General features: G+C 65.7%; 21 protein-coding genes. 10 read left to right on the forward strand and 11 right to left on the reverse strand.

Translation table 11 applies throughout. The features are described 5' to 3' along the window. Positions 1-10: 10 nt before the first annotated feature. The 3 genes from WDO72_03705 to tadA all read right to left on the reverse strand — a co-directional run bounded on the left by WDO72_03705 (position 11) and on the right by tadA (position 2519). On the reverse strand, positions 11-1363 hold the full coding sequence (locus WDO72_03705; protein MEJ0084758.1) for a DUF1080 domain-containing protein: 1353 nt from the start codon (positions 1361-1363) through the stop codon (positions 11-13). A 21-nt stretch (positions 1364-1384) separates the two neighbouring features. Then, positions 1385-1957 (reverse strand): YceI family protein, encoded by a 573-nt coding sequence (locus WDO72_03710; protein MEJ0084759.1) that lies wholly within the window; start codon positions 1955-1957, stop codon positions 1385-1387. A gap of 103 nt (positions 1958-2060) precedes the next feature. Further along, positions 2061-2519 carry a tRNA adenosine(34) deaminase TadA gene (gene tadA, locus WDO72_03715; GenBank protein MEJ0084760.1) on the reverse strand — a complete coding sequence of 153 codons (459 nt, stop codon included), beginning with the start codon at positions 2517-2519 and terminating at the stop codon, positions 2061-2063. 154 nt (positions 2520-2673) lie between these two features. Here tadA and WDO72_03720 point away from each other — a divergent pair, with 154 nt between their 5' ends. Genes WDO72_03720 through WDO72_03750 form a run of 7 tightly spaced genes read left to right on the forward strand, consistent with a single transcriptional unit; the run spans position 2674 to position 12079 of the window. Then, on the forward strand, positions 2674-3171 hold the full coding sequence (locus WDO72_03720; protein ID MEJ0084761.1) for a chemotaxis protein CheW: 498 nt from the start codon (positions 2674-2676) through the stop codon (positions 3169-3171). Next, positions 3161-4666, forward strand: coding sequence for a CheR family methyltransferase (locus tag WDO72_03725; GenBank protein MEJ0084762.1), 1506 nt, complete (start codon positions 3161-3163; stop codon positions 4664-4666). Before WDO72_03720 ends, WDO72_03725 begins: the two co-directional genes overlap by 11 nt. Before the next feature lie 10 nt (positions 4667-4676). Continuing rightward, complete coding sequence (locus tag WDO72_03730; GenBank protein ID MEJ0084763.1) at positions 4677-5207, forward strand: chemotaxis protein CheW; 531 nt, start codon at positions 4677-4679, stop codon at positions 5205-5207. A gap of 26 nt (positions 5208-5233) precedes the next feature. Next, entirely contained in the window at positions 5234-6964 is a 1731-nt protein-coding gene (locus WDO72_03735; GenBank protein MEJ0084764.1) for a CHASE3 domain-containing protein, read from the forward strand. A gap of 2 nt (positions 6965-6966) precedes the next feature. After that, the gene (locus WDO72_03740; GenBank protein MEJ0084765.1) at positions 6967-9162 is read left to right on the forward strand and encodes a response regulator; all 2196 of its coding nucleotides are present in this window, start codon (positions 6967-6969) and stop codon (positions 9160-9162) included. Continuing rightward, positions 9159-10244: a chemotaxis-specific protein-glutamate methyltransferase CheB gene (gene cheB / locus WDO72_03745; GenBank protein ID MEJ0084766.1), complete on the forward strand. Its 1086-nt coding sequence runs from the start codon at positions 9159-9161 to the stop codon at positions 10242-10244. Before WDO72_03740 ends, cheB begins: the two co-directional genes overlap by 4 nt. Further along, positions 10241-12079, forward strand: coding sequence for a response regulator (locus WDO72_03750; protein MEJ0084767.1), 1839 nt, complete (start codon positions 10241-10243; stop codon positions 12077-12079). The genes cheB and WDO72_03750 overlap by 4 nt, the downstream gene beginning before the upstream one ends. Before the next feature lie 22 nt (positions 12080-12101). Here WDO72_03750 and WDO72_03755 read toward each other — a convergent pair whose 3' ends face one another. The 3 genes from WDO72_03755 to WDO72_03765 are packed head-to-tail and all read right to left on the reverse strand — an operon-like array spanning position 12102 to position 14720. Next, positions 12102-12962: a DMT family transporter gene (locus tag WDO72_03755; GenBank protein MEJ0084768.1), complete on the reverse strand. Its 861-nt coding sequence runs from the start codon at positions 12960-12962 to the stop codon at positions 12102-12104. Positions 12963-12981: 19 nt separating this feature from the next. After that, a complete protein-coding gene (locus tag WDO72_03760; GenBank protein ID MEJ0084769.1) occupies positions 12982-13770 on the reverse strand; it encodes an ABC transporter permease in 789 nt (262 codons plus the stop codon). Beyond that, on the reverse strand, positions 13767-14720 hold the full coding sequence (locus WDO72_03765; protein MEJ0084770.1) for an ATP-binding cassette domain-containing protein: 954 nt from the start codon (positions 14718-14720) through the stop codon (positions 13767-13769). The genes WDO72_03760 and WDO72_03765 overlap by 4 nt, the downstream gene beginning before the upstream one ends. Positions 14721-14859: 139 nt before the next feature. On the opposite strand from WDO72_03765, the gene WDO72_03770 reads away from it, so the two are divergent. Then, positions 14860-15237: a hypothetical protein gene (locus WDO72_03770; protein ID MEJ0084771.1), complete on the forward strand. Its 378-nt coding sequence runs from the start codon at positions 14860-14862 to the stop codon at positions 15235-15237. A gap of 193 nt (positions 15238-15430) precedes the next feature. Here WDO72_03770 and WDO72_03775 read toward each other — a convergent pair whose 3' ends face one another. The 5 genes from WDO72_03775 to guaB all read right to left on the reverse strand — a co-directional run bounded on the left by WDO72_03775 (position 15431) and on the right by guaB (position 21086). Next, positions 15431-15883: a nuclear transport factor 2 family protein gene (locus tag WDO72_03775; GenBank protein ID MEJ0084772.1), complete on the reverse strand. Its 453-nt coding sequence runs from the start codon at positions 15881-15883 to the stop codon at positions 15431-15433. A gap of 76 nt (positions 15884-15959) precedes the next feature. Continuing rightward, complete coding sequence (locus WDO72_03780; protein ID MEJ0084773.1) at positions 15960-16517, reverse strand: hypothetical protein; 558 nt, start codon at positions 16515-16517, stop codon at positions 15960-15962. Between the two features lie 16 nt (positions 16518-16533). Beyond that, on the reverse strand, positions 16534-17985 hold the full coding sequence (locus WDO72_03785) for a hypothetical protein (GenBank protein ID MEJ0084774.1): 1452 nt from the start codon (positions 17983-17985) through the stop codon (positions 16534-16536). Between the two features lie 13 nt (positions 17986-17998). Beyond that, positions 17999-19591 (reverse strand): glutamine-hydrolyzing GMP synthase, encoded by a 1593-nt coding sequence (guaA, locus tag WDO72_03790; GenBank protein MEJ0084775.1) that lies wholly within the window; start codon positions 19589-19591, stop codon positions 17999-18001. A 31-nt stretch (positions 19592-19622) separates the two neighbouring features. Further along, positions 19623-21086 (reverse strand): IMP dehydrogenase, encoded by a 1464-nt coding sequence (gene guaB / locus WDO72_03795; protein ID MEJ0084776.1) that lies wholly within the window; start codon positions 21084-21086, stop codon positions 19623-19625. 117 nt (positions 21087-21203) lie between these two features. Here guaB and xseA point away from each other — a divergent pair, with 117 nt between their 5' ends. After that, positions 21204-22601 (forward strand): exodeoxyribonuclease VII large subunit, encoded by a 1398-nt coding sequence (gene xseA, locus WDO72_03800; protein MEJ0084777.1) that lies wholly within the window; start codon positions 21204-21206, stop codon positions 22599-22601. Beyond that, positions 22594-23466: a peptidoglycan DD-metalloendopeptidase family protein gene (locus WDO72_03805; GenBank protein MEJ0084778.1), complete on the forward strand. Its 873-nt coding sequence runs from the start codon at positions 22594-22596 to the stop codon at positions 23464-23466. Before xseA ends, WDO72_03805 begins: the two co-directional genes overlap by 8 nt. Positions 23467-23474: the final 8 nt, after the last annotated feature.

Raw genomic sequence — 23474 nt, forward strand, 5'->3', positions numbered from 1 at the left:
GAGATACCCGCTAAAGAGGCCGGATCTTGATGCTGCGGAAACTCACCGCATCGCCGTGATCCTGCAACAGGATGCGTCCTTCGGACGCCTCGCCGAACCCGGGCGTGCGCTTGAACTTGCTGGTGGCCACGTGCGCACGGAAATCTTCCGAGCCGCGCTTGAACTCGAGCACCTTGATGCCGTTCAGCCAGTGTTCGACGCTGCCATCGGCGCGCGACACGATGCGTGCGTGTTGCCACACATCCACCTTGGGCGCGATACCGACATTGGTCATGAGCTTGGCGCGCGGATAGATGTCGTACAGCGAGGCGAGCGTGCGATTGCCGTCGATGCCGAGCTTGGCGTCCGGATGGCGCTCGTCGTCGAGCAGCTGGAACTCCAGGCCGAGCGGGGCGCCGCTGGCATTCGGATCGTGTGCGGCGGTCAGTAGATAGATGATGCCGCTGTTGGCGCCGGCGGATACCTTGAAATCCAGCTGCAATTCGAACGCGCCGTATTCCGCTTCGGTCACGATGTCGCCGCCACCGCCCTTCGGGATTACGGAGAGCTCACCATTCTCCATCGACCAGCCCTTGGCCGGGAAACCCGCGGCGTCGGCGCTGCGCCAGCCCGCGCCGGTCTTGCCGTCCCACAGCAGCTTCCAGCCCTGCGCCTTTTCATCGGCATCGAGGTTATTGGGCAGGTTGTTGCGGATGAGGATGCCCATCGGCGGCAGCGCCTTCAGGTTGCGTGTCTGCACGCGCAGGTTCTTCCAGCTGGTGGTGCGGCCGGCGTCTTCGACCTTGTCGATCGAATGCACCTGCAAGCCGAAGAACCCCTTGGGCTTCACGTCGTCGATCACGTCGGCGGCCGGTGCGCCGTTGATCCACACCCGCAGGCGCGGTCCGAGGGCTTCGACGCGGTAGTGATTCCACTCGCCGAATTTGTACAGCAGCTTCGACGGCGGATTCATCTCGCCGGTGTAGAACCAGCCGCGCTGCGCTTCCTCGTAGATGCCGCCGCTCCAGGCGCGGTCGGACGGGTCGATGTCGGTCTGATACCCATGCACGCGGCCGTTCTCGAAATCCGGCGTGCTCAGGGAGCGGAACTGCACGCCCGAATTCGTCGGGCCCACGTCCTGGCGCACGTCGAACTCGAGGATGAAATCGGTGTAGTCCTTGTCGGTGACCAGAAAGCTGTTAGGCACCCCCGGCCGCGACGACCCGACGATGGCGCCGTCGACCACCTGGTAGTCCGCGCCGCCACCGAGGACCTTCCAGCCCTTGAGCGTCTTGCCGTCGAAAAGGGGGGTACCCGCGGGCTTGCCGGCAGCCGAAACCATTCCCGCAGCGAGCAATGCGAGCCCGCACATCAGAATCCGCATCGGAACCCCCTCGAATGATCGTTAGCCGGCGGCGTAGGCCTCGACCTGGATCGCAAGCTTCACATCCATCTTGAAGCCGAATTGCTTGCCGAACGCCATGCCGAATTGTTCGCGGTCGATGGTAGCCGTAACGTCGGCGCCGCAAAACTCTTTCTTCTTCATCGGATGCGTCATGCACTTGAAGGTGCGGATGGTCAGCGTGACCGGCTTCGTGACGCCATGCATCGTCAGCTCGCCCTGCACTTCGGTGGGCGCGCCGTTCTTGAACTTGGCGAGCTTTCCTTTGTAGGTTGCCGTGGGGAACTGCGCGACGTCGAAGAAATCCGGGCTCTTGAGATGGGTGTTGAGCTTGTCGACGCCGGCATCGATGGAGGCGGCGTCGATGCTGATATCGACCGTGCCGGTCTTTGCTTCCTTGTCCACGACGATCGTCCCGCTGGTCGAATTGAACTTGCCGCGCCATACGGACATGCCGCCAAAATGATCCGCTTCGAAGCTCGGGAACGTATGTTCGGGATCCACCTGGTAGGTGACGGGCGCCGCAACCGCGGTCGTGGCCAACGCCGTGAGCAGCAATCCGATGAATGGGCGCATGAGTCGATCCTCTGGTGTGGAAAACGGACCGCAACGTTAACTCGCCATCCTGCCGCCCCGCATCGACCTTAAGGAGTAGGAACCGCGGACAATGTCAGTGGGATCAACGCCGCCGCAGGGCGAAAAACTCTTCGAGCAGGCGCGCGCTCTCCTCCATCAGGACCCCGCCGAAGACGTCCACGCGGTGATTCATCGACGGCATGGCGAATACGTTCGTGATGCTGCCGGCGGCCCCGGCCTTCGGGTCCCAGGCGCCAAAAACCAGCCTCGCGACGCGCGCGTGGACGATCGCCGAGGCGCACATGACACAGGGCTCCAGTGTCACGTAAAGAGTGGTGCCGTTGAGCCGATAAGAACCCAGGGTTTGTCCTGCCGCGCGCAGCGCTTCAATCTCGGCGTGCGCGGTTGGGTCGTGGCCCGCGATCGGCCGGTTGGCGGCCACCGCTACCACTGCATCGCCCCGAACGAGTGCGGCACCCACCGGCACTTCGCCCGCGGCCTGGGCGCCGCGCGCAGCCTCGAGCGCGAGACGCATGAAATCGATGTCGGAGCGTAACGGCATGATCGTTTGGGGGAAGTCCCTAGTGCTTTAACCCCATCAAACTACTACTGTTTGTCATGCTTGTAACCAGGAGAGGTGCGATGTTCGCGGTATGCCTGCAATCCGATTTGCGCGCCTCAAAAGTGGCTAACAAGCCGCGCCCGGACGCGCACGCATGAACGCCGTGGCCCACGGGTTCGAGCCGGGCACCCAGTGGGTGCTGTTCGCGCTCGACTCCGGCCGCTACGCCCTGCCCCTTCCCTCGATCGAGCGCATCGTGCGCGCGGCGGAATATACCCCGCTGCCACTCGCCCCGGCCGCGGTCCTCGGCGCCATCGACGTGGCCGGCAATATCCTGCCGGTATTCAACTTGCGCAACCGCTTCCAATTGCCCGAGCGGCCGCTGGCGCTCACCGATCAGTTCATCATCGCGCGCACCGCCCGTCGCCGCGTGGTGCTGGCGATCGACGCGGCGCTGGGCGTGCTCGACGAACCTGCGCTTGGGGGCATCGACAGCGCGCGGCTGGCGCCCGGAATGCCCCATCTTCGCGGGGTGTTGTCCTTGCCGGACGGCTTGGTGCTGATCCAGGACCTGGAGCGGTTCCTGAACCCCGACGAAACGACGGCGCTCGACACCGCGATCAGCGACGAGGAAAAACGCCGTGCGCGCTGAAGCTCTGCCTGCGCCACAACTCGATCAATTGAGCGCCCTGATTGCGAACCGCATGGGCCTGCACTTTCCACCCGAGCGCCGCCCCGACCTGCGCCGCGCCCTGAACGAAGCGGCGGCGGAGCTCGGCTTCGAGGATGGTGCGGCCTGCGCGCAAGGTTTGCTGACAGCACCACCGTCCGCCGCGCAACTGCGCACGCTCGCAATCCACCTGACGATTGGCGAGACCTACTTCTTTCGCGAACGCCCGAGCTTCAATGCACTGGCAACGCAGGTCATGCCCGCGCTCATCCAGCGCAAACGCGAGAGCGGCCGCCGTTTGCGGCTGTGGAGCGCCGCCTGCAGCACGGGTGAAGAGGCGTATTCGCTGGCGATCCTCATGCAGCAGCTGCTGCCCGACTGGCGCGACTGGAATCTCAGCATCCTCGCCACCGACATCAACGCGCGTTTCCTGCGCAAGGCCGAACAAGCCGTGTACGGCGACTGGTCGTTCCGCGAGTCGCAGCCGGATTTTCGCGAACGTTACTTCACGCCGGCCGGCGACCGGCAGTATCGCGTGCGGCCAGAGGTGCGCGAGCTCGTGAAATTCGCGGAACTCAATCTCGCGCACGACCCGTATCCCTCGCTGACCAACGACACGAACGCGATCGACCTGATCCTGTGCCGCAACCTGCTCATCTATTTCACACCCACGCACGCGCGCAAGCTGGTCGCGGGGTTGCGTGATTCCCTGGTCGACGACGGATGGCTCATCGTGAGTCCGAGCGAATGTTCGCAGGCATTGTTCTCGGGTTTCACGCCGGTGAACTTTCCCGGCAGCATTCTCTATCGCAAGGGCGCGAAGCGGGAGCCGGTGGCGACCGATCTCGCGCCATCGTACGCGTGGAGCGGGCCCGCGGTCGCGCCGTTGCCATTGCCCGCCAAGGCTCATGTTCCGCAACCCGAACCCCCGGTTGCCCCAGTGGCCGCGGCGGAAACGCCCGATCCCGTTACCGTTGCGCGAGACGCCGCGCAACAGCTGTATGAACAGGGCCGTTACGGCGACGCCGTCACGGTGCTGCGCGACTCACTCGCCGGCGCCAGAGGTTCTTCGCAAGATCCGCGGCTGCTCGGGCTGCTGTCGCACGCGCTGGCCAACCAGGGCGACTTGCCGGCGGCGCTGGCCGCCAGCGAACGCTGGATCGCGGTCGAGAAGCTCGAGCCCGCGGCCCACTATCTGAACGCGATGGTGCTGCAGGAGCTCGGTGAACGCAGCCGTGCGCGCGCCGCCCTGCAACGCGCCGTCTATCTACAACCAGAATTCACGCTGGCGCATTTCGCCCTGGGCAATTGCGCGCGCGCCGAAGCGCGCCACGCCGAGGCGCATCGCCACTTCGCCAACGCGGAGCGCCTGTTGCGCGGCCATGCGGCGGACGAAGTGCTGCCGGAATCCGAAGGCCTGACGGCCGGACGGCTGCGCGAGATCATCACTTCGCTCTCGGCCGGAGCGGATTCGTGAAGGAGATTTCATGAAAGAACTGGCCAGCGCCGCCCGCGTCCTGCACGAGCGCGCCGTCGCACTGGCGCGCGCGCCGCGGGCCGATTCGGCGCCGGACGCGCTGCTCGAACTGCTCGAGTTCAAGCTTGCGAACGAGCGTTACGCGGTCGAAACGCGCCACGTCGTCGAGGTGCATCCGCTGCGCGACCTGACGCCGTTGCCTGGCACGCCGCCGTTCATTCGCGGCATCGTCAACCTGCGCGGCCGCATCCTGCCGGTCCTCGATCTCAAGAAATTCTTCGACCTGCCCGAACAGGGCGTGACCGACCTGCACCGGATCATCGTGGTGCGCGGCGAAGACTTAGAGTTCGGCCTGCTGGCGGATGTGGTCGTCAGTGTGCACACCGTCGCCGGCAACTCGCTGGCGCCCGCGTTGCCGACGTTGTCCGAGATTGGCGCCGAATACCTGAAAGGGGTCAGCGAAGAACGTCTCGTCGTGCTCGACCTCGAACGCATCTTCGCCGATCCGAAAATAATCGTGCACGACGAAGCCGATAGTTGAATGAATACTGTTACCGGAGTCTGTTCATGAAGTGGAATGTGGGAACCAAGCTGGGCGCCGGATTCGGAATCGCGCTCGCCATCTTCGTCATCGTGGGGGTCGTTTCTTACGGCAATGTCGAAAAACAGACCGAGGACGCGACCTGGGTCGCGCACACGCACGAGGTGATCGCGACGCTGACCCGCGTGTTGTCCACGATGCAGGATGCCGAAACCGGCCAGCGCGGGTTCATCATAACGGCCGACGAAAGTTACCTCGCGCCGTATACCGCCGCGCTCGCGGCGATCGACACACATCTGAAGCACCTGGCCGAACTCGTCAGCGACAATGCGCGCCAGGCGACGCGCGCCGACACACTGGCGCAGCTGGTCGCGGTGAAAATCTCGGAAATGGCCAAACCCATCGCCGTGCGGCGTGCGCAGGATTTCACCGCCGCGCAGGCGATCGTCCTGGCGGGCACGGGCAAACAGGCCATGGACGACGTCCGCACGCTCGTGGGGACGATGGAAGAGGCCGAACAGGCGCTGCTCAACCAGCGCGCGGAGACCTCCGAGGCCGCGACGAAGGCCGCGGCCCTCACCATCGTGCTCGGCACCTCGCTCGCCATCGTGCTGGCGGGACTGGTGGGTTTCCTGATCACGCGTAATGTCGCCGGCCCGCTGCGCGGCTTGACCGACGCCGCGGAGCGCATCACGGTGGGAGATCTCGGCGCGGTGGTCGACATGGGTGAACGCAGCGACGAAGTGGGCGCGCTCGGCCGCGCATTCGGCCGCATGACCACCTCGTTACGCGGCATGGCGACCGTGGCCGACCAGATCGCGGCTGGCGATCTGCGCGCCACCCTGCAACCGCAGTCCGCGGCGGACGTGCTGGGTCACGCGCTGGTCAAGATGATCACCAACCTGCGCCGGCAGATCGGCGGCATGGTGGAGGGTGCCGCGGTGCTGGGGTCGGCGGCCAGCGAGATCGTCGCCTCCACGGCGCAGCTCGCCTCGGGCGCGAGTGAATCCGCCGCAGCTGTCAGCGAAACAACGTCCACCGTCGAAGAAATCCGCCAGACCTCGCAGATGGCCAGCCAGAAGGCGCGCTCCGTGTCGGATGCCGCGCAGAAGGCCGTGCAGATTTCGCAGAGCGGCCGCAAATCCACCGACGATGCGGTCGCCGGCATGGGCCGCATCCGCACGCAGATGGAAGCCATCGGCGCAAGCATGATGCGCCTCTCCGAACAGACCCAGGCGATCGGGCAGATCATCGCAAGCGTCGAAGACCTCGCCGCGCAGTCGAACCTGCTGGCCGTGAACGCGGCGATCGAAGCGGCCAAGGCCGGCGAGCACGGCAAGGGTTTCGGCGTCGTGGCGCAGGAGGTCAAGAGCCTGGCCGAACAGTCGCGCGTGGCCACCGATCGCGTGCGCGCGATCCTCAGCGATATCCAGAAGGCGACCACGGCCGCTGTCATGGCAACCGAACAGGGCAACAAAGCCGTCGAAGCCGGCAGCCGTCAGACCGAGCTCGCCGGTGAATCGATCCAGGCGTTGACGGGAACGGTGTCGGAAGCCGCGCAAGCCGCGACCCAGATTGCCGCCTCGAGCCAGCAGCAGCTCGTGGGCATGGACCAGGTCGCAGGCGCGATGGAGAACATCAAGCAGGCGAGCACGCAGAACGTCGCCAGCGCGCGCCAGCTCGAAACCGCGGCGCGAAACCTGAGCGACCTGGGCCAGCGATTGAAGGCCCTGGTCGAAAACTACACGGTGAGTTGAACATGAGCCCGGCGGACGAAGAATTCCTCAAGCAGCTGCGCGCGACCTTCGCGATCGAGGCCGCCGAGCATTTGCAGGCCATCGCCGCGGGATTGATGCATCTCGAAAAGGCGACTGGGCCGGCGGCGCAGAAACCGCTGATCGAAACCGTATTCCGCGCCGCGCACAGCCTCAAGGGCGCGGCGCGCGCGGTCGACTTCGACGACATCGAATCGGTCTGCGAGACGCTCGAGAACCTCTTCGCCACATGGAAACGCCAGGAGAGCACGCCCACACCCTCTTCCCTCGACGCCGCCCACCTGGCGCTCGATCGCATGACGAAGGCGATCTCCGGCGATTCGGCGCCGGCGACGACGACGTCTCCCGGGATTGCTCCCGCGGCCAGGCGCCCGGCCGAGACCGAAGTTGCCGCGGCGCCGCCGACGCCGGCCGCCACCCATACCTACAACGCCGATGAAACGGTGCGCGTCTCGGTAAAGACCCTCGACGAGCGGCTGCTCGAGTCCGAAGAGTTGTTGGCCGCCAAACTCGCCGCGAGTCAGCGCGCTGCCGATCTCGGCGGATTCGCGGATGTCTTCGAATCATGGCGCAAGGAATGGTCGCGCGTGCAACCGCAGGCGCGCGCATTGCGTTCTGCCGAAGGCAGCGCAGTCGCCGAATTCCTCGAATGGAACCACGACTGGCTGCGCGCGCTCGAAAGCCGCCTCGCCAACCTGCGCCGCAACGCCGAACAGGATCGCCTGACGGTCGACAAGCTGGTCGACGACCTGCTCGACAATTCGAAGAAACTGCTCATGTTGCCGCTGGCGACGTTCGGCACTCTGTTCCCGAAACTGGTGCGGGACACCACGCGAGAACTCGGCAAGGACGCGGAGCTCGTCATCCGCGGCGACGACGTGCTCATGGACAAGCGGATCCTCGAAGAGATCAAGGCCCCGCTGGTGCATCTGCTGCGCAACTGCGTCGATCACGGCATCGAAACGCCCAAAACACGGCGCGCGAGCCACAAGCCCACACGGGCGAAGATCTCGCTCTCGGTCTCGCAGGTGAACGGCAACCAGGTCGAAATTGCGGTCAGCGACGATGGCGCCGGAATCGACGTGAACCAGGTCAAGGCACAGGCCGTGAAGCGCGGGCTCATCGGCAGCGATGCCGCGGACAAACTCGACGACGCGGGAGCGCTGCTGCTGGTGTTCGAAACCGACCTGTCCACCAGCCCCATCATCACGCAGCTCTCCGGCCGCGGCCTGGGGCTGGCCATCGTCCGGGAGAAGGCCGAGAAGTTAGGCGGCCGGGTCGCGATCGAAAGCCAGCCGCGTGTGGGCACGACGATTCGCATGACGCTGCCGCTGACGTTGGCGACATTCCGCGGCGTGCTGGTGGAAGCCGGGCGACGCACCTTCGTCGTGCCGACGGCGCAGGTGGAACGCGTCACGAGCTTCAAACCCGAAGATATCCAGACGGTCGAAGGCCGCGACACGTTGTCGGTCAACGGCCGCGCGCTGGCGCTGACCCGGCTCGCGCAGGTGCTGCAGTTGCCGCCCGCGGCGCAGATGAAGGGCGCCCCGGCAACGGCCGCGCTGATACTCGGCGCCGGCAACGACCGCATCGCGTTCGCGGTGGACGCGGTGATCGACGAACGCGAGGTGCTGGTGAAGCGCCTCGCCAAACCCCTGGCGCGCGTGCGCAATATCGCCGGCGCGACCGTGCTCGGCAGCGGTGAAGTCGCCCCGATCCTCAACGTGACCGATCTGCTGAAATCCGCGCGCAACGCCGGGCCCACTTTGCGGATAGTGCCCGCCAACGTTGCCGCACCCGCGGCGGCGGCGGCGGCGGCCAAACGCATCCTGGTCGCCGAGGATTCGATCACCTCGCGCATGTTGCTCAAGGGCATCCTCGAATCCGCTGGCTACGAAGTGAAAACCGCGGTCGACGGCCTCGAGGCATTCACGCTGCTGCGCTCGGAGCGTTTCGACGCACTGGTCTCCGACGTGGAAATGCCGCGGCTCAACGGTTTCGACCTGACGGCACGCGTGCGCGCCGACGCCCAGCTCGCCGAACTGCCGATCATGCTCGTGACGGCGCTGGCCTCGCGCGAGGATCGCGAACGCGGCATCGAAGTCGGCGCGAACGCCTACCTGGTCAAGAGCAATCTCGATCAGAGCAATCTGCTCGAAGCCCTGCGGCGCCTGGCATGAAACCCATCGCCGTGCTGGTCGCGGACGATTCGCCGAGCATGCGTATGTTGCTGACCCACGTGCTGGCGCGCGACCCGCGCATCATCGTGATCGGCACCGTGAACGACGGACAGGCGGCCATCGACTATCTACAGAGCGGCGGCGTGCGTCCCGACGTGGTGCTGATGGACATCCACATGCCGCGGCTCGACGGTTTCGAAGCCACGCGGCGCATCATGGAGACCGATCCGCTGCCCATCGTCATCTGCACGGCCACCGCGGATCCCAAGGAGATGGCGGTGGCCTTCCGCACGATGGAGGCCGGAGCGGTCGCCTGTGTCGAGAAGCCGCTCGGCTTCGACCACCCGCAGTTCGCCTCCTGCGTCGAGAACCTGCAGCAGACGGTTCGACTGATGTCCGAGATCAAGGTGGTGCGGCGCTGGAACCGGCCGCGGCCCGCGGGCATGAGCGCGCCTGCCGCCGTGCCCACGCCTGGTGCCCGGTACCTGGTGCCACGCATGGTCGGGATCGGTGCTTCGACCGGCGGTCCGCCGGTGCTGCAGAATATTCTTTCGACGCTGCCGCGCGATTTTCCCGCGCCGATACTGATCGTCCAGCACATCGCGCGCGGCTTCCTGCCGGGCATGGTGGAGTGGCTCAATCAAACTACCGGCCAGCACGTCCACATCGCCGCGCACGGCGCCGTGCCGCTGCCGGGCCACGTCTACATCGCGCCCGACGATTTCCATCTCGCCGTCAGCACCGGCGGACGCCTGACGCTGGCGCGCGACGAACCGGAAAACGGGCTGCGTCCGTCGGTTTCGTGGCTGTTTCGTTCCATGGCGGAGCATCTCGGCGGCACTGCCGTCGGCGTGTTGTTGACTGGCATGGGCAAGGACGGCGCCGCCGAACTCAAGCAGATGCGTGACCGCGGCTCGATGACCATCGCCCAGGACCGCGAAAGCTCGGTTGTTCATGGCATGCCGGGCGAAGCGATAGCGCTCGGCGCCGCCGTGCAGATTCTGTCCGCTGACCGCATCGCGGGAGCATTGATCGCCGAGCTTGCGCGCAAGGCGCAACAGGCGGGAGGCATCGAAGCATGATCATCAAGGATGCTCCGGACACCGGGGCACGCATTCTGATCGCGGAAGACAGCGCCACGCAGGCACAACGCCTCACGCACATCCTCGAAGCGCAGGGCTACCGTGTCACCAGCGCGGCGAACGGCGCACTGGCGCTGGAGATGGCCAGACGCCACACCCCGAGCCTCGTGATCAGCGACGTGGTCATGCCCGAGATGAATGGCTACGAATTGTGCTCGCACATCAAGGCCGATCCGAAACTCGCCGACGTGCCCGTGATCCTGGTCACCACGTTGTCCGATCCGGAGGACGTCATCCGCGGGCTCGCGTGCCGCGCCGACAATTTCGTGCTCAAGCCCTACGATTCCGATCACCTGCTGCGGCGCGTGCAGTTCGTGCTGGTCAACAGCCACATGCGCCAGAACGAACAACCCGGCATGGGGCTGGAGATCGTTTTCAGCGGCCAGAAGCATTTCATCACCGCCGACCGGCTGCAGATCCTCAACCTGCTGTTGTCCACGTACGAGGCGGCGATCCAGCGCAACAAGGAATTGAGCACCACGCGCGATACGCTCCACACGACCAACCAGGAGCTACAAGCGCTCACGCAGGAACTCGAGGACCGGGTGAAGGCCCGCACGCACGAGCTCGAACAAAGCAACGAGGCCCTGCGCCAGGCGCAGCAGGCGCTCATCCAGCAGGAACGCCTGCGCGCGCTCGGGCAGATGGCCAGCGGCATCGCCCACGACATCAACAACGCCATCTCGCCGATTGCGCTGTACACCGAGGCGCTGCTCGAACGCGAAACCCTGAGCGAACGGGCGCGCGGCTATCTGACCACCATCCAGCGCGCCATCGACGACGTGGCGCAGACGGTCGGACGCATGCGCGAATTCTACCGGCCGCGCGAGCAGGAGCTGCAGCTTGCCGACGTCGAGCTCAACCCGCTCATCCAGCAGGTGGTCGATCTCACGCGCGCGCGCTGGAACGATCTGGCGCAGCAACGCGGCGTGATGATCGAATTGAAGAGCACGCTGGCGGCGAATCTGCTGACCATCCGTGGCGCGGAAAACGAAATCCGCGACGCGCTCACCAATCTCATCTTCAACGCGGTGGATGCGCTGCCGCAAGGTGGCCTCATCGAGATCCGGACACGCACCGAAAATGTTGCCGGCCCGCACGGCGACGAACAATTCGTGCATCTCGAAGTGGTCGATTCCGGCGTCGGCATGGACGAGGAGACCCGCCGTCGCTGCCTCGAACCCTTCTTCACCACCAAGGGCGATCGCGGCACGGGCCTGGGGCTGGCGATGGTTTACGGAATGGCCAAACGCCACAGCGCCGGACTCGACATCGACAGTGCGCTGGGCAAGGGAACCACGATTCGCCTGAGCTTCCGCCCCGGCACCACGCAGGCCGCCGCCACCGGCCGCAATGCCCAGCCGATGTTCACCACGCGCAGCCTGCGCGTGCTGCTGATCGACGACGACCCGGCATTGATCGAATCGCTGCGCAGCGCGCTGCAGGATGAAGGCCACAAGGTCGCCACGGCGGGCGGCGGACAGGCGGGCATCGATTCATTCCGCGAAGCGCAGAAGGTAGGAAAACTGTTCGACGTCGTCATAACCGACCTCGGCATGCCTTACGTCGATGGCAGGCAGGTGGTGGCCAGCGTCCGTTCCATGTCGCCGGGCACCCCCATCATTCTGCTGACCGGCTGGGGGCAACACGTCGCCAGCGAGACGGAAAAGCCGCCCCAGGTCGACCGGTTGTTAGGCAAGCCGCCGCGCATCCGCGAATTGCGCGCCGCCCTGGCGGAACTGACCGGCCGCCGCGCCACGGATCGGCCGGGCTGACTCCTGCCCGCGCGCCGGGACGTCAGGCCGGCAACGCCAGGCTGATCACGCCGGCGACGATCAGCACCGCGCCGACGATGCGCCACGGGCCGGACGATTCGCGCAACAGCCGCGAACCGAACCACGCGCCCACCAGGGTAGATAGTTCACGCGCCGGCGCCACGTGACTGATCGGCGCCAGGCGCATCGCGAACAACACCAGGATGTAGCCGAGCGGACCGAGCACGCTCACCACGATCACCGGCTTGCGATACTCGCGGGCCTCGCGCGCCACGGCGGCCCGGTCGCGCCAGGCGCGTGGCGCCAGTACCAGCATGCGAAACAGGTTGCCGGTGAAGTCGATGACGAACGGCGAGATCAGCAGCACTTTCACCGCCCAGCCATCATTGAGCGTGTACGCCGCGATGAGCGCGCCGGTGGTGAGCCCGTAGAACACACCCACCGCCGGAGCGCGTTCGTGGTGCCCCACGAGGCCCGCGACCAGCAGGATGCCGGCGACGATGAGCAACAGCCCTGCGATCGACTGGGCGGTCGGCACCTCGCCCAACAACATCGCCGCGCCGATGAACGACAGCAACGGCCCGGTGCCGCGCGCGATCGGATACACCACCGAAAGGTCGGAATGGCGGTAGCCGGTCTGCAGCGAAATGGAATACAGCAGATGCAGCACCGAGGTCGCGGCCAACGCCAGCCAGTGACGCATCTCGAACACCGGCCGCTCGACGAAGATCACCGCCGCCACGATCGGACCGTACACCAGCACCGAACCGGCGGAAAACAGCCAGACGAAGTGCCGCGAATCCGCGGCGAACTTTGCCGAGATGTTCCAGCTCGCGTGCGTGACCGCCGCGAGCAACACGAAACTCAATGCAAGCGCGGTCATCGGGCGGGCACGGGCGGCATCAGGGCCTGCGATACAACCAGAGCGTCACGGGAGCGAGCAGCAACGTCAGCGCAACCGGGGCGATCAGCGCGAGCGCGATCTGCTCGAACGTGGCGGTGCCCGACATCAGGCCGCGCATCGCGGTGGTCATGAGCGTGACCGGGTTCACCTCGACGAAGGCACGCAGCCAGCCCGGCATGGTTTCGGGCGCGACCATGATGTTGGACGCGAATACCAGCGGGAACAACACGGTGAAGCCGATGGTCATCACCGTCATCGGCGTGCGGATCAGCAGGCCCAACACGATGAACACCCAGCCCATGCCGAAGCCGATGGTGATGAGCATCGCGAACGCGCCGAGGACACCTGCGACGCCGGCCTCGGGGCGATAGCCGAGGATCAGCCCGATCGAAAGGATGATCGCGCCTGCGATCAGGTGCCGCAGGATGTCGCCGGCCATGAGTCCCGCGAACGGCGCCAGCGGCCAGATCGGCAGCGAACGAAAGCGGTCGAACAGACCCTTGCCCAGATCGGTCGACAGACCCATGCCCGAATACACCGCATTGAACACCACCGTCTGCACCAGGATGCCCGGCAGGAACACCTGTAGATAGGCACCGGGGGACCCGGCCAGCGCGCCGCCGAACACGAACGTGAACAGCAGCGTGAACATGATAGGCGTCATGACGAGGTCGAACAGCTGTTCGGGCACGTGTTTGAATTTGAGCACCGCACGCCAGCCGAACACCAGCGCGTTGGACAGCGCCGAAGGCGCCGGTGGGCGCGCGACGAGTTTCAATTCGCTCATGGCTGTTTCTTCCCGGTCAGGGAGAAAAACACTTCGTCCAGGCTCGGGCTTCCCATGGAAAAATCCTCGAGCTCGATGCCCGCATCGATCAGGGCTCCCAACGCGGCGTTCGCGTCTTTCGGCGTCTTCGCGGCGACCGACAGCGTGGCGCCTTCGACACTGCGCTGAACAGTGACGCCGAGATGGGTTTCCAGCAGACGCGCGGCTTCATCGAGGCGGGCTGGATCGCCAATCGCGACATGCAGGAACCCCGAGCCCGTCGCGGCCTTCAGCTCGCGGCTGGTCCCCTCGGCGATCTTCTTGCCGTGGTCGATGACTGCGATGCGCGCGGCGAGCTGGTCGGCTTCGTCGAGATACTGGGTCGTCAGCAGAATCGTCACACCCGACCCGGCCAGCCGGCGGATCATTCCCCACACGCTCTTGCGCGCGACGGGATCGAGCCCGGTCGTGGGTTCGTCGAGGAACAACACGCCGGGCGTCACGATCAGCGAGGCGGCGATGTCGAGCCTGCGCCGCATGCCGCCGGAGTAATCCTTGACCTGTTTGACGGCCGCTTCGGCCAGGTCGAAGGTGGCTAACAAGTCGTCGGCGCGTTCGCGCGCCTTGCCGCGAAAGCCCCACAACCGGGCCAGCAGCACGAGGTTTTCGCGGCCGGTGAGATCTTCATCGAGCGAGGCGAACTGGCCGGTCATCGCGATCGCGCCGCGCACGTCCTGCGGCGCCGCGGCGAGGTCGTGCCCCATCACGCTCGCCGCGCCGGCATCGGGCGTGAGCAACGTGGCGAGCATGCGCATGAGCGTGGTCTTCCCCGCGCCGTTGGGACCGAGGATCGCGAAGATCATGCCGCGCGGCACGTCGAGGTCGATGCCGTCGACGGCATGCAGGTCGCCAAACTTCTTGACGAGGCCACGGGCGTGGATGGCGAGGTTGTGAGGTGCGTTGGCTGACATGCGGAGGCGTTGGGAGGTACGGGGCAAAACCTGAGTTCCGGGACTCTACCAATTTCTTGGCGGACTCCTGCAACCTCCTGACGCGCTCATTCGTCAAAAGACCAGGAACGTGCATTCGCCGCGTTCAACGGAGAACCAGATGTCGAATTCGAAATTCGCCCGGGCGGCGCGGACCGCTGCTGCCTGCATGATCCTCACGCTTGCCGCCGCTGCCGCGTGGCCATCTCCCATGTATGCGCTGCTGCTCGGCAGCGTGAGCAACGGCACCGACCGGACCGCGCCCATCGTCGTGCTGGCCGTGGACAGCCGCGGGAATGTGGCGCACCGCGTTTTCCTCGAATCGAAGCATGTATTCCAGATGCCGCTCGTTCCCGGCAGCTACAAGTTCTATGCGTTCGCGGACGAGAACCGCGACGGCCGGCGCGGAACTGACGAAGCCGTGAGCGCGATGTATCGCCTTGCCGCGCCCCTGCGCGCCGGTGAAATCGTCGAGTTGCCGGCGTTCGACATCCGTTGACGCGAACGGGCGCTTGGCGCCACCGCGCAGTGCTGCGGCCAATCGTCCCCCGTTCGACCTTCAACCGACGAGTGCGAACAGGAGCGCGATCAATCCCGCACAGCAGGAGCCGCAGCGAATTCCGAGGCGCACACCGTACCGAAAAGCCGCGCCCACACGCGGCGCGAGGGAAACGACTAGTTAGCGCCGCAGGTCAGCCGCCGGCGCGCACGTGCCACCATTCGCGCAATGACGAACAGGCACCCGACGCGTCGAACTCCAGCACGAACACGCCATCGAGCTCGATCGTTGCGCCGGTCGATGCCACCTTGAATTTCGCCGACCAGTGCGCGACGCCGGTTTTTCCATTGACCGAAATGACTTCGGATTTGAACACCACGTCGCGCTGATCCGCCGTGACGCCGCGCCAGTATTCTTCGATGGCGGCACGCCCGGCTTTCGGCGCGTCGAACGGCATCTCGTGGTAGGTAGCCTCCGCGGTGAACAACTTGCCGGCGGCGGCGGCATCGCGCGTTTGCCACGCCGCACCGTAGGCCGAAAGCCAGACGTTCAGCGCCGCGGAGTTGAGCGGCTTGGCCTGCGCCGGCAGTGCGGCACCGAGACACACGAATGCCAGAAGTGCTGAGATCGCGAATCGGTCGAACATGCGGTCACTCCCATCGATCGTTGCGGACGTTGCCGGAATACTGTAGCGGAATGTCGGGCCAGGCAGTTGCCACACGTCAGTGGCCTCCCTCGACGTGGATACCTGCATCCGCGAGCGCTTCGGCCAGCGCCGCCTCGATGCGCGCCGCTTCGCTGCGTCTCACGTGTTGCAGATGCAGCGTCGGCCCCGTCAGCACTTCGAGGCCGCGCTTGAGTACGCTGCCGGCGGCGCGAATGCCGCTCTTGTGCTGATCGAAGCGTTGCGCGGGCGAATAGCGGCTCATCCCGACATAGACGCCGTGGTCGTCGCCGCGCCGGTCGGTGTAGTCCAGCAGTATTAGATAGAGGTTCGAGCGGCCGCTGCCGCTCGCGGTGAAGCGCGCGGCCACTTCGTAGGCGGTCGGCAGCCAGCTGATGTAACGCATCGGCAGCCAGTCCGGGATCGATGCGCCCGCGCGCTTCCACAGCTGCTCGAGCGAAGTCTCGATGTGCGCGGGAAACTGGCCGCGCATCCAGCGCTCGTGGATGCAGTGCGCGCCGGCGACGCCATCTGCTACGGCCAGCGCCAGTTCGAACGCTGCCGCGAGGTCGCGGTCCGACTGTGTACGGAGCGGTCGCTGGCTCGGCGGGATCATTGCCGGATCGGCTGAGTCACTCGAACAGGCTCACGATGCTCTGGTACTTCTCGATGTACCAGCGGTTCTCGTTGTTGTATCTCGGGATCGCCACCGCGCGTACCGCAGCACCTTCTGCCTTCCAGATGCAGGGACATTTCACCGCAGAGTCGATGGTTTGTGCCTGTGGGCGGCTCAGCTCATCGAGCTGCACGTCCATCCTGGTCAACACGCGGTACAGCTTGGCGACGTTGCGCGGTCCGCCGTTGTAAGCGGCGACCGGAAAGATTCCCAGCACGACCGGGTTCTTCCGATAAGCCTCGCGAATGTCCACGCGCATCTGCGAGAGCTCCAGGTCGAGCAGGCAAACCGCCGCTTTCATGGCATTCAGCAGATTGGTGGCGCCGCGCTCGAACAACGGATCGAGTCTCGCGCCGGGGCAACGCCTGACTACCAGCGAGTAGGTTCCATTCCCCCTGCGATTGGTGAATTGCATCGGCCCCAGCGCCTTGGCGCTCGAGACGCTGTACCGATACGCCTCCTCCTCCTTGAGGCCGTACTGGCTCAAGACTTCCTCAAAGGCGAGTTCCTGCTTCTGCACGTAGTCCCGGTCGTCGGTCTGCTCGATGACGGCAAGTGTCGTGACGACCTCCGGAGGAATGACATCGGCGAGCAGCTCTCCGGGAAAGGCGGCGCTTGGCACCTTCGCGAGGCGCAGCTCCTCGATCGCCCTGGCGGCGGTCGCGACCAGGAACTCCTTCCCGCCGCTGACGAAACCCGGATCGAAGGTGTCTTCGGTGAAGGGTAGATAGACGATCGGCTTCGCGGTCTGGACGACCGCACTCCACTGCCGGCGCTTGACGAAGTTGTTGTCGAACACCGGGAACTTGCGCCCGTAGACCTTCAAGGGCTCGCCGTCCGCGGAGAAAGAGAACATCAGCCGCTCGGCGCCGGTGCCTTTCACGTGCCGCGCCTCGACGCCCGGCGTGAGGATGCGGAACGCCAGCGGCTTCCGGCCGGGTTTCCACCGGATGGGCGGGCGCGGCAGCTCGAGTTGGGCGACGGTCCACTGCTCTTTCGCCTCGCTCCATAGCGCAAAAGCGACGGGCCGCCCACGCAGCGTCTGGCGTTTGCCTTTTCCGGTCAGGACATAGCGGAGCTCGACGTCCCGCAGCAGCACCTGCGCCTCGGTGACGAGGTCGTGGATCGCCTCGTGGCGATTGCGGATGCGGCCTTGAACGACGACCTCGGCCACGCCGTCTTCGGGTTGCTCGGACTCGGCGACGGGAAGCGGCACCTCGCCTTCCAGCTGCTTGGAATCTTCCTGCTGTTTCGGATCTTCGGCCGCGATCGAGGCTACCGCCGCGGCAGCGGCGTCCGGTTCGGTAACGATCAAAGTCGGCTCGGCTTCCTCGTCAACGCCGCGTGAAGTCGCGCAACCCGCCGGGATCAGCGCGACAAGCAGCAGTACGAGAAGGATGCGAATCACGAACTCCTGTCCATCACTCCCACTCGATGGTGGCGGGCGGCTTGCCCGAGATGTCATACACCACGCGCGAGATGCCTTTCACCTCGTTCACGATGCGGCGCGAGCAGATGTCGAGGAAATCGTACGGCAGGCGCGCCCAGTGCGCAGTCATGAAATCCACCGTCTCGACGGCGCGCAGACTCACGACATAGTCGTAACGGCGCCCGTCGCCCATCACACCCACTGAACGCACCGGCAGGAACACGGCGAACGCCTGCGAGGTCTTGTCGTACAGGTCGTGGCGGCGCAGCTCTTCGATGAAGATCGCGTCCGCCTGGCGCAGCAGGTCGGCGTAGTCCTTGCGCACTTCGCCGAGGATACGCACGCCGAGACCCGGTCCCGGGAACGGATGGCGGTACACCATCTCGCGCGGCAATCCGAGCTCAACGCCCATCTTGCGCACCTCGTCCTTGAACAGCTCGCGCAGCGGCTCGACCAGCTTCATGCGCATGTTCGCCGGCAGGCCGCCGACGTTGTGGTGCGATTTGATGACGTGCGCCTTGCCGGTCTTGCTGCCCGCAGATTCGATGACGTCCGGGTAGATAGTGCCCTGGGCCAGCCAGTCGACGCCGGTAAGTTTGTTGGCCTCTTCGTCGAACACCTTCACGAACAGGCCGCCGATGATCTTGCGCTTCTTCTCGGGGTCGTTCTCGCCGCGCAGGGCGTCGAGGAAACGTGCCTCGGCATCGACGCGGATCACTTTCACGCCGAGGTTGTCGGCGAAGATTTTCATGACCTGGTCGCCTTCGTTGAGGCGCATCAGGCCGTGATCGACGAACACACAGGTGAGCTGCTCGCCGATCGCCTTGTGCAGCAGTGCAGCGACCACCGAAGAATCCACGCCACCGGAAAGGCCCAGCAGCACCTTGCCCTTGCCCACCTGCGCGCGTACGCGCGTGATGGCGTCTTCGATGATGTTGCCGACGCTCCACAGTGGCTCGCAGCCGCAGATCTCGCGCACGAAACGTTCTAGCAGCGCAGCGCCCTGAAGAGTGTGCGTGACCTCGGGATGGAACTGCACGGCGTAGAACCGGCGGGATTCGTCGACCATTGCCGCAAGCGGCGCGTTCGCGCTCTGCGCCACGGCGGTGAAACCCGGCGGCAAAACTTCGACGCGATCGCCATGGCTCATCCACACGTCGAGCACCGCTTTGCCCGCGGCATCCCGGCGATCGAACAGCCCATCGAACAACTTGTTGGGCGCGGTGGCCGTGACCTCGGCGTAGCCGAACTCACGGTGATTGCTGGGCAGCACCTTGCCGCCGAGCTGCTGCGCCATGGTCTGCATGCCGTAACAGATGCCGAGCACGGGCACGCCGAGCTCGAACACCACCTGCGGTGAACGTGGTGGTTCCTGGTCGGTGACGGATTCAGGGCCGCCGGACAGGATGATGCCCTTGGGTCTCCACTTGCGGACGTCGTCGTTGCTTACGTCCCAGGGCAGGATCTCGCAGTACACGCCGAGCTCGCGCACGCGGCGCGCGATGAGCTGGGTGTACTGGGCGCCGAAGTCGAGGATCAGGACGCGCGCGGAGTGGATGTCGGTCTGCTGACTCGTTGAACTCATCGCCGCACTCGTCATGGTTTACCTCTCGCGACTAGGAAACACGATAGTTAGGTGCTTCCTTGGTGATCTGCACGTCGTGCACGTGGCTCTCGCGCATGCCGGCGCCGGTGACCCGCACGAATTTCGGATTCTTGCGCATGGCTTCGATGCTGGTGCTGCCGGTGTAACCCATGGCCGCGCGCAATCCGCCCGCCAGCTGATGGATGATAGACACGAGGCTGCCCTTGTAGGGGACGCGGCCTTCGACGCCTTCGGGCACGAGCTTCTCCAGCTCCGCCGCGGTGTCCTGGAAATAGCGATCGGCCGAGCCGTGGCGCTCGCTCATGGCACCCAAACTACCCATGCCGCGATACGCCTTGTACGACGCGCCCTGGTAGAGCTCGACCTCGCCAGGGGATTCTTCGGTGCCGGCGAACAGCCCGCCGATCATCACGCAATCCGCGCCGGCGACAATGGCCTTGGCGATGTCGCCCGAGAAACGGATGCCGCCGTCCGCGATGACCGGCACCTTGTTTTCGACCGCGGCCGACACGTTCGATACCGCCGAGATCTGCGGCACTCCGACGCCAGCGACGATACGCGTGGTGCAGATCGAGCCCGGGCCGATGCCGACCTTGATGCCGTCGACGCCGGCCTTCACGAGGTCCTTCGCGGCATCGCTGGTCGCGACGTTGCCGCCGATGATCTGCAGGTCGCCCCACTTCGCCTTGATGCGTTTGATCATGTCCAGCACGCCTTTCGAATGGCCGTGCGCGGTATCGACGACGACCACGTCGACGCCGGCATCACGCAGCGCGGCCACCCGATCGAGGGTGTCGAACGCCGTGCCGACGGCCGCGCCGACGCGCAGGCGGCCGGAGGAATCCTTGCAGGCGCGCGGAAACTCGGTGGCTTTCTGGAAATCCTTCACGGTGATCATGCCGCGCAGTTCTTCGTTGCCGTTGACCACCAGCACCTTCTCGATGCGGTGTTTGTGCAGCAGCAGCAGCACCTCGTCCTTCGGCGCGTTTTCGCGCACGGTGACCAGCCGCTCTTTCGGCGTCATGACGGACGACACCGGCGCGTCGAGCTTCACTTCGAAACGCAGGTCGCGGTGCGTGACGATGCCGACGACCTTGGCGCCCTGCACCACCGGCACGCCGGAGATGCCCTTCGATCTGGTTAGTTCGATGACCTGGCGGATCGTCATATCGGGCGGGACCGTGATCGGGTCGCGGATCACGCCGCTCTCGAACTTCTTCACCCGCGCCACTTCGGCGGCCTGACCCTCGATGGTCATGCTCTTGTGGACGATGCCGATGCCGCCTTCCTGGGCCATGGTGATGGCGAGGCGCGCTTCGGTGACGGTGTCCATGGCAGCGGACACGAGCGGGAGATTGAGACGGATTTCGCGGGTGAGGCGCGTTCCTAGGTCGACTTCGCGCGGCAGGATTTCCGAGTAAGCCGGGACTAAAAGAACGTCGTCGAAGGTCAACGCTTCTTCAAGAATTCGCATGGGGTTTGTTCGGGGGGTAGCGAACGATGCGGGATTGTACGCAGGTCGATGCGGTCGGTAAACGGGGGACTTTGCCCGCCGGGTTGGTAACCCATTCAATGGAATACACTCGCGACCGTGAATTTCACGTTGTTCCCACCCGACCCGCCACGCGCGCCGCCCCCGCGCGCCGAACGCGACGTCTACAGCGTTTCCCGTCTCAATAAAGAAGTGCGGCTGCTGCTGGAATCGGGTTTGCCGCTGTTGTGGCTCGAAGGGGAACTTTCCAACTTCGCCGCACCTGCCTCCGGCCATTGGTATTTCTCGCTCAAGGACGCCAATGCGCAGGTGCGCTGCGCCATGTGGCGGCAGAAAAATCAGTTGGTGAAGTTTCGCCCCAAGGACGGCATGGCCGTACTGGTCCGGGCGCGTGTCGGCCTGTACGAGCCGCGCGGCGAATACCAGTTGCTCATCGAGCACATCGAGGAAGCCGGCGAAGGCGCGCTCAGGCGCGAGTTCGAGAAACTCAAGGCCAAGCTCGCCGCGGAAGGGTTGTTTGCCCTCGAACGCAAGCGGCCATTGCCGGCGGTTCCGCGCCGCATCGGCATCGTCACCTCGCCCACCGGAGCTGCGGTGCACGACATCTTGCGCGTGCTGCGCGCGCGCTTCGCCGCGGCGTCGGTTCTGGTGTATCCCACGGCCGTGCAGGGCGCGGCGGCGGTACCGGAAATCGTGCGCGCAATCGAAACCGCCTCGCGGCGCGCGGAAGTGGACGTGCTGATCGTCGCGCGCGGCGGCGGCTCGCTCGAGGACTTGTGGTGCTTCAACGACGAACGCGTGGCGCGCGCCATCGCCGCGTGCCGTATCCCGACCATCTCGGGCGTGGGCCACGAAGTCGACGTGACGATCGCCGATTTCGTCGCCGACCTGCGCGCGCCGACGCCCTCCGCGGCCGCGCTCGCCGCCGTTCCCGACAAGGCTGCGTGGCTCGAATCGTTGTCGCTGTTCGAAACGCGCCTCGGCGGCGCGATGCGCCGCTACCTGCGCACGCTCGGTCTGGCACTCGAGACCTTCGCGCAGCGGCTGCAGATCTCGCATCCCGGCGCGCAGCTCATGCAGCACGCGCAGCGGCTCGACGACCTCGAGCAGCGGCTGCGCCTCGCGCTGCGCGCGGGCGTGCTCGGGCGGCAGCAGCGGCTGGAGAACCTCAGCACTCGTTTGTGGCGCGAGAATCCGCGTCACCGGCTCGAAGCGTTGTGCGCGCATGCGGCGACGCTGCGCACGCGCCTGGCCGGCGCTATGCAGGCGAAGGTTGGCGCCCTGGAGCTGCGGCTCGCGCTCGCCTCGCGCACGCTGGATGCCGTGAGCCCGCTCGCGACGCTCGGTCGCGGGTTTTCTGTAGTTAGCCGCGTGCGGGACGGTACGTTGCTGCGCGATGCCGCGCAGGCGCCGGTGGGCACCGAGATCGAAGCGCGGCTCGCGCGCGGGCGCGTGCGTGCCCGTGTCGAAAAATCCCTTGAGGATGGCAATGACTGATCTGGCGCGGCGCCGGTTCGCGCTCATGCTCGCGGCCGTTCCTTTCGCCGCGCGCGGCACGCTCGCACAGGACGCCGAACCGGGATTCCACCTGCCGCGCGAAGAACGCGTGCCCGGCGGCGTCGCGATCTTCACGACCGATTCCCTGCCGCCGAAGTTCGAGGTGGAGGGCCGTCGGGTTCTGTGGCTGCCCTGGCAGAAGAACGCGCTCGTGGTCGTCGGCATTCCGCTCGACCGCCCCCCGGGGCCCTGGACAATCGAGAATGCCGCGGATCCCGGTAAACCCGTGATCATCGACGTGAAGGACAAGCAGTACCGCACACAGCAGCTCGAGGTGGCGCCCGGGCAGGTGAATCTCTCGCCCGAAGACGAGGCGCGTGTCGCGCGCGAAACCGAAAAGGTGCGCGCGGCGCTGTCTATCCACTCCAGCGTCCAGCCCGCGACATTCCGGCTGCTGCAGCCGGTGCCGGGACGTCGCTCCAGTTCCTACGGCCTGCGGCGCGTGTTCAACGGCGAGGCGCGCAAGCCGCACAGCGGCATGGATATCGCCGCGCCGACCGGGACGCCCATCAAGGCGCCGCTCGCAGGCCGCGTCGTCGACGTCGGCAGCTATTTCTTCAATGGCAACAATGTCATCGTCGACCACGGACATGGATTCATGACGATGTACTGCCACCTGTCGAAGACAGACGTCGAAATCGGGCAGGTGTTGAAGCGCGGCGACGTGCTCGGACTGGTCGGCGCCACCGGCCGCGTGACGGGACCACACCTGCATTGGGGCGTCATCCTGAACGGAGTCTCGGTGGACCCCGCGTTGTTTCTGCCGCCGCCGCCGAAAAGAAAGACCGTCGCGCCCGCCGGCTGACGCCGTGG

The sequence above is a fragment of the Pseudomonadota bacterium genome (genome assembly GCA_037200975.1).
GTDB lineage: Bacteria > Pseudomonadota > Gammaproteobacteria > Steroidobacterales > Steroidobacteraceae > CADEED01.

Bases quoted from the DNA above. Each gene is read 5' to 3' on its own strand.
- WDO72_03705 (MEJ0084758.1), bottom strand. From the start codon at position 1,363: ATGCGGATTCTGATGTGCGGGCTCGCATTGCTCGCTGCGGGAATGGTT.
- WDO72_03710 (MEJ0084759.1), bottom strand. From the start codon at position 1,957: ATGCGCCCATTCATCGGATTGCTGCTCACGGCGTTGGCCACGACCGCG.
- tadA (MEJ0084760.1), bottom strand. From the start codon at position 2,519: ATGCCGTTACGCTCCGACATCGATTTCATGCGTCTCGCGCTCGAGGCT.
- WDO72_03720 (MEJ0084761.1), top strand. From the start codon at position 2,674: ATGAACGCCGTGGCCCACGGGTTCGAGCCGGGCACCCAGTGGGTGCTG.
- WDO72_03730 (MEJ0084763.1), top strand. From the start codon at position 4,677: ATGAAAGAACTGGCCAGCGCCGCCCGCGTCCTGCACGAGCGCGCCGTC.
- WDO72_03735 (MEJ0084764.1), top strand. From the start codon at position 5,234: ATGAAGTGGAATGTGGGAACCAAGCTGGGCGCCGGATTCGGAATCGCG.
- WDO72_03740 (MEJ0084765.1), top strand. From the start codon at position 6,967: ATGAGCCCGGCGGACGAAGAATTCCTCAAGCAGCTGCGCGCGACCTTC.
- cheB (MEJ0084766.1), top strand. From the start codon at position 9,159: ATGAAACCCATCGCCGTGCTGGTCGCGGACGATTCGCCGAGCATGCGT.
- WDO72_03750 (MEJ0084767.1), top strand. From the start codon at position 10,241: ATGATCATCAAGGATGCTCCGGACACCGGGGCACGCATTCTGATCGCG.
- WDO72_03755 (MEJ0084768.1), bottom strand. From the start codon at position 12,962: ATGACCGCGCTTGCATTGAGTTTCGTGTTGCTCGCGGCGGTCACGCAC.
- WDO72_03760 (MEJ0084769.1), bottom strand. From the start codon at position 13,770: ATGAGCGAATTGAAACTCGTCGCGCGCCCACCGGCGCCTTCGGCGCTG.
- WDO72_03765 (MEJ0084770.1), bottom strand. From the start codon at position 14,720: ATGTCAGCCAACGCACCTCACAACCTCGCCATCCACGCCCGTGGCCTC.
- WDO72_03770 (MEJ0084771.1), top strand. From the start codon at position 14,860: ATGTCGAATTCGAAATTCGCCCGGGCGGCGCGGACCGCTGCTGCCTGC.
- WDO72_03775 (MEJ0084772.1), bottom strand. From the start codon at position 15,883: ATGTTCGACCGATTCGCGATCTCAGCACTTCTGGCATTCGTGTGTCTC.
- WDO72_03780 (MEJ0084773.1), bottom strand. From the start codon at position 16,517: ATGATCCCGCCGAGCCAGCGACCGCTCCGTACACAGTCGGACCGCGAC.
- guaA (MEJ0084775.1), bottom strand. From the start codon at position 19,591: ATGAGTTCAACGAGTCAGCAGACCGACATCCACTCCGCGCGCGTCCTG.
- guaB (MEJ0084776.1), bottom strand. From the start codon at position 21,086: ATGCGAATTCTTGAAGAAGCGTTGACCTTCGACGACGTTCTTTTAGTC.
- WDO72_03805 (MEJ0084778.1), top strand. From the start codon at position 22,594: ATGACTGATCTGGCGCGGCGCCGGTTCGCGCTCATGCTCGCGGCCGTT.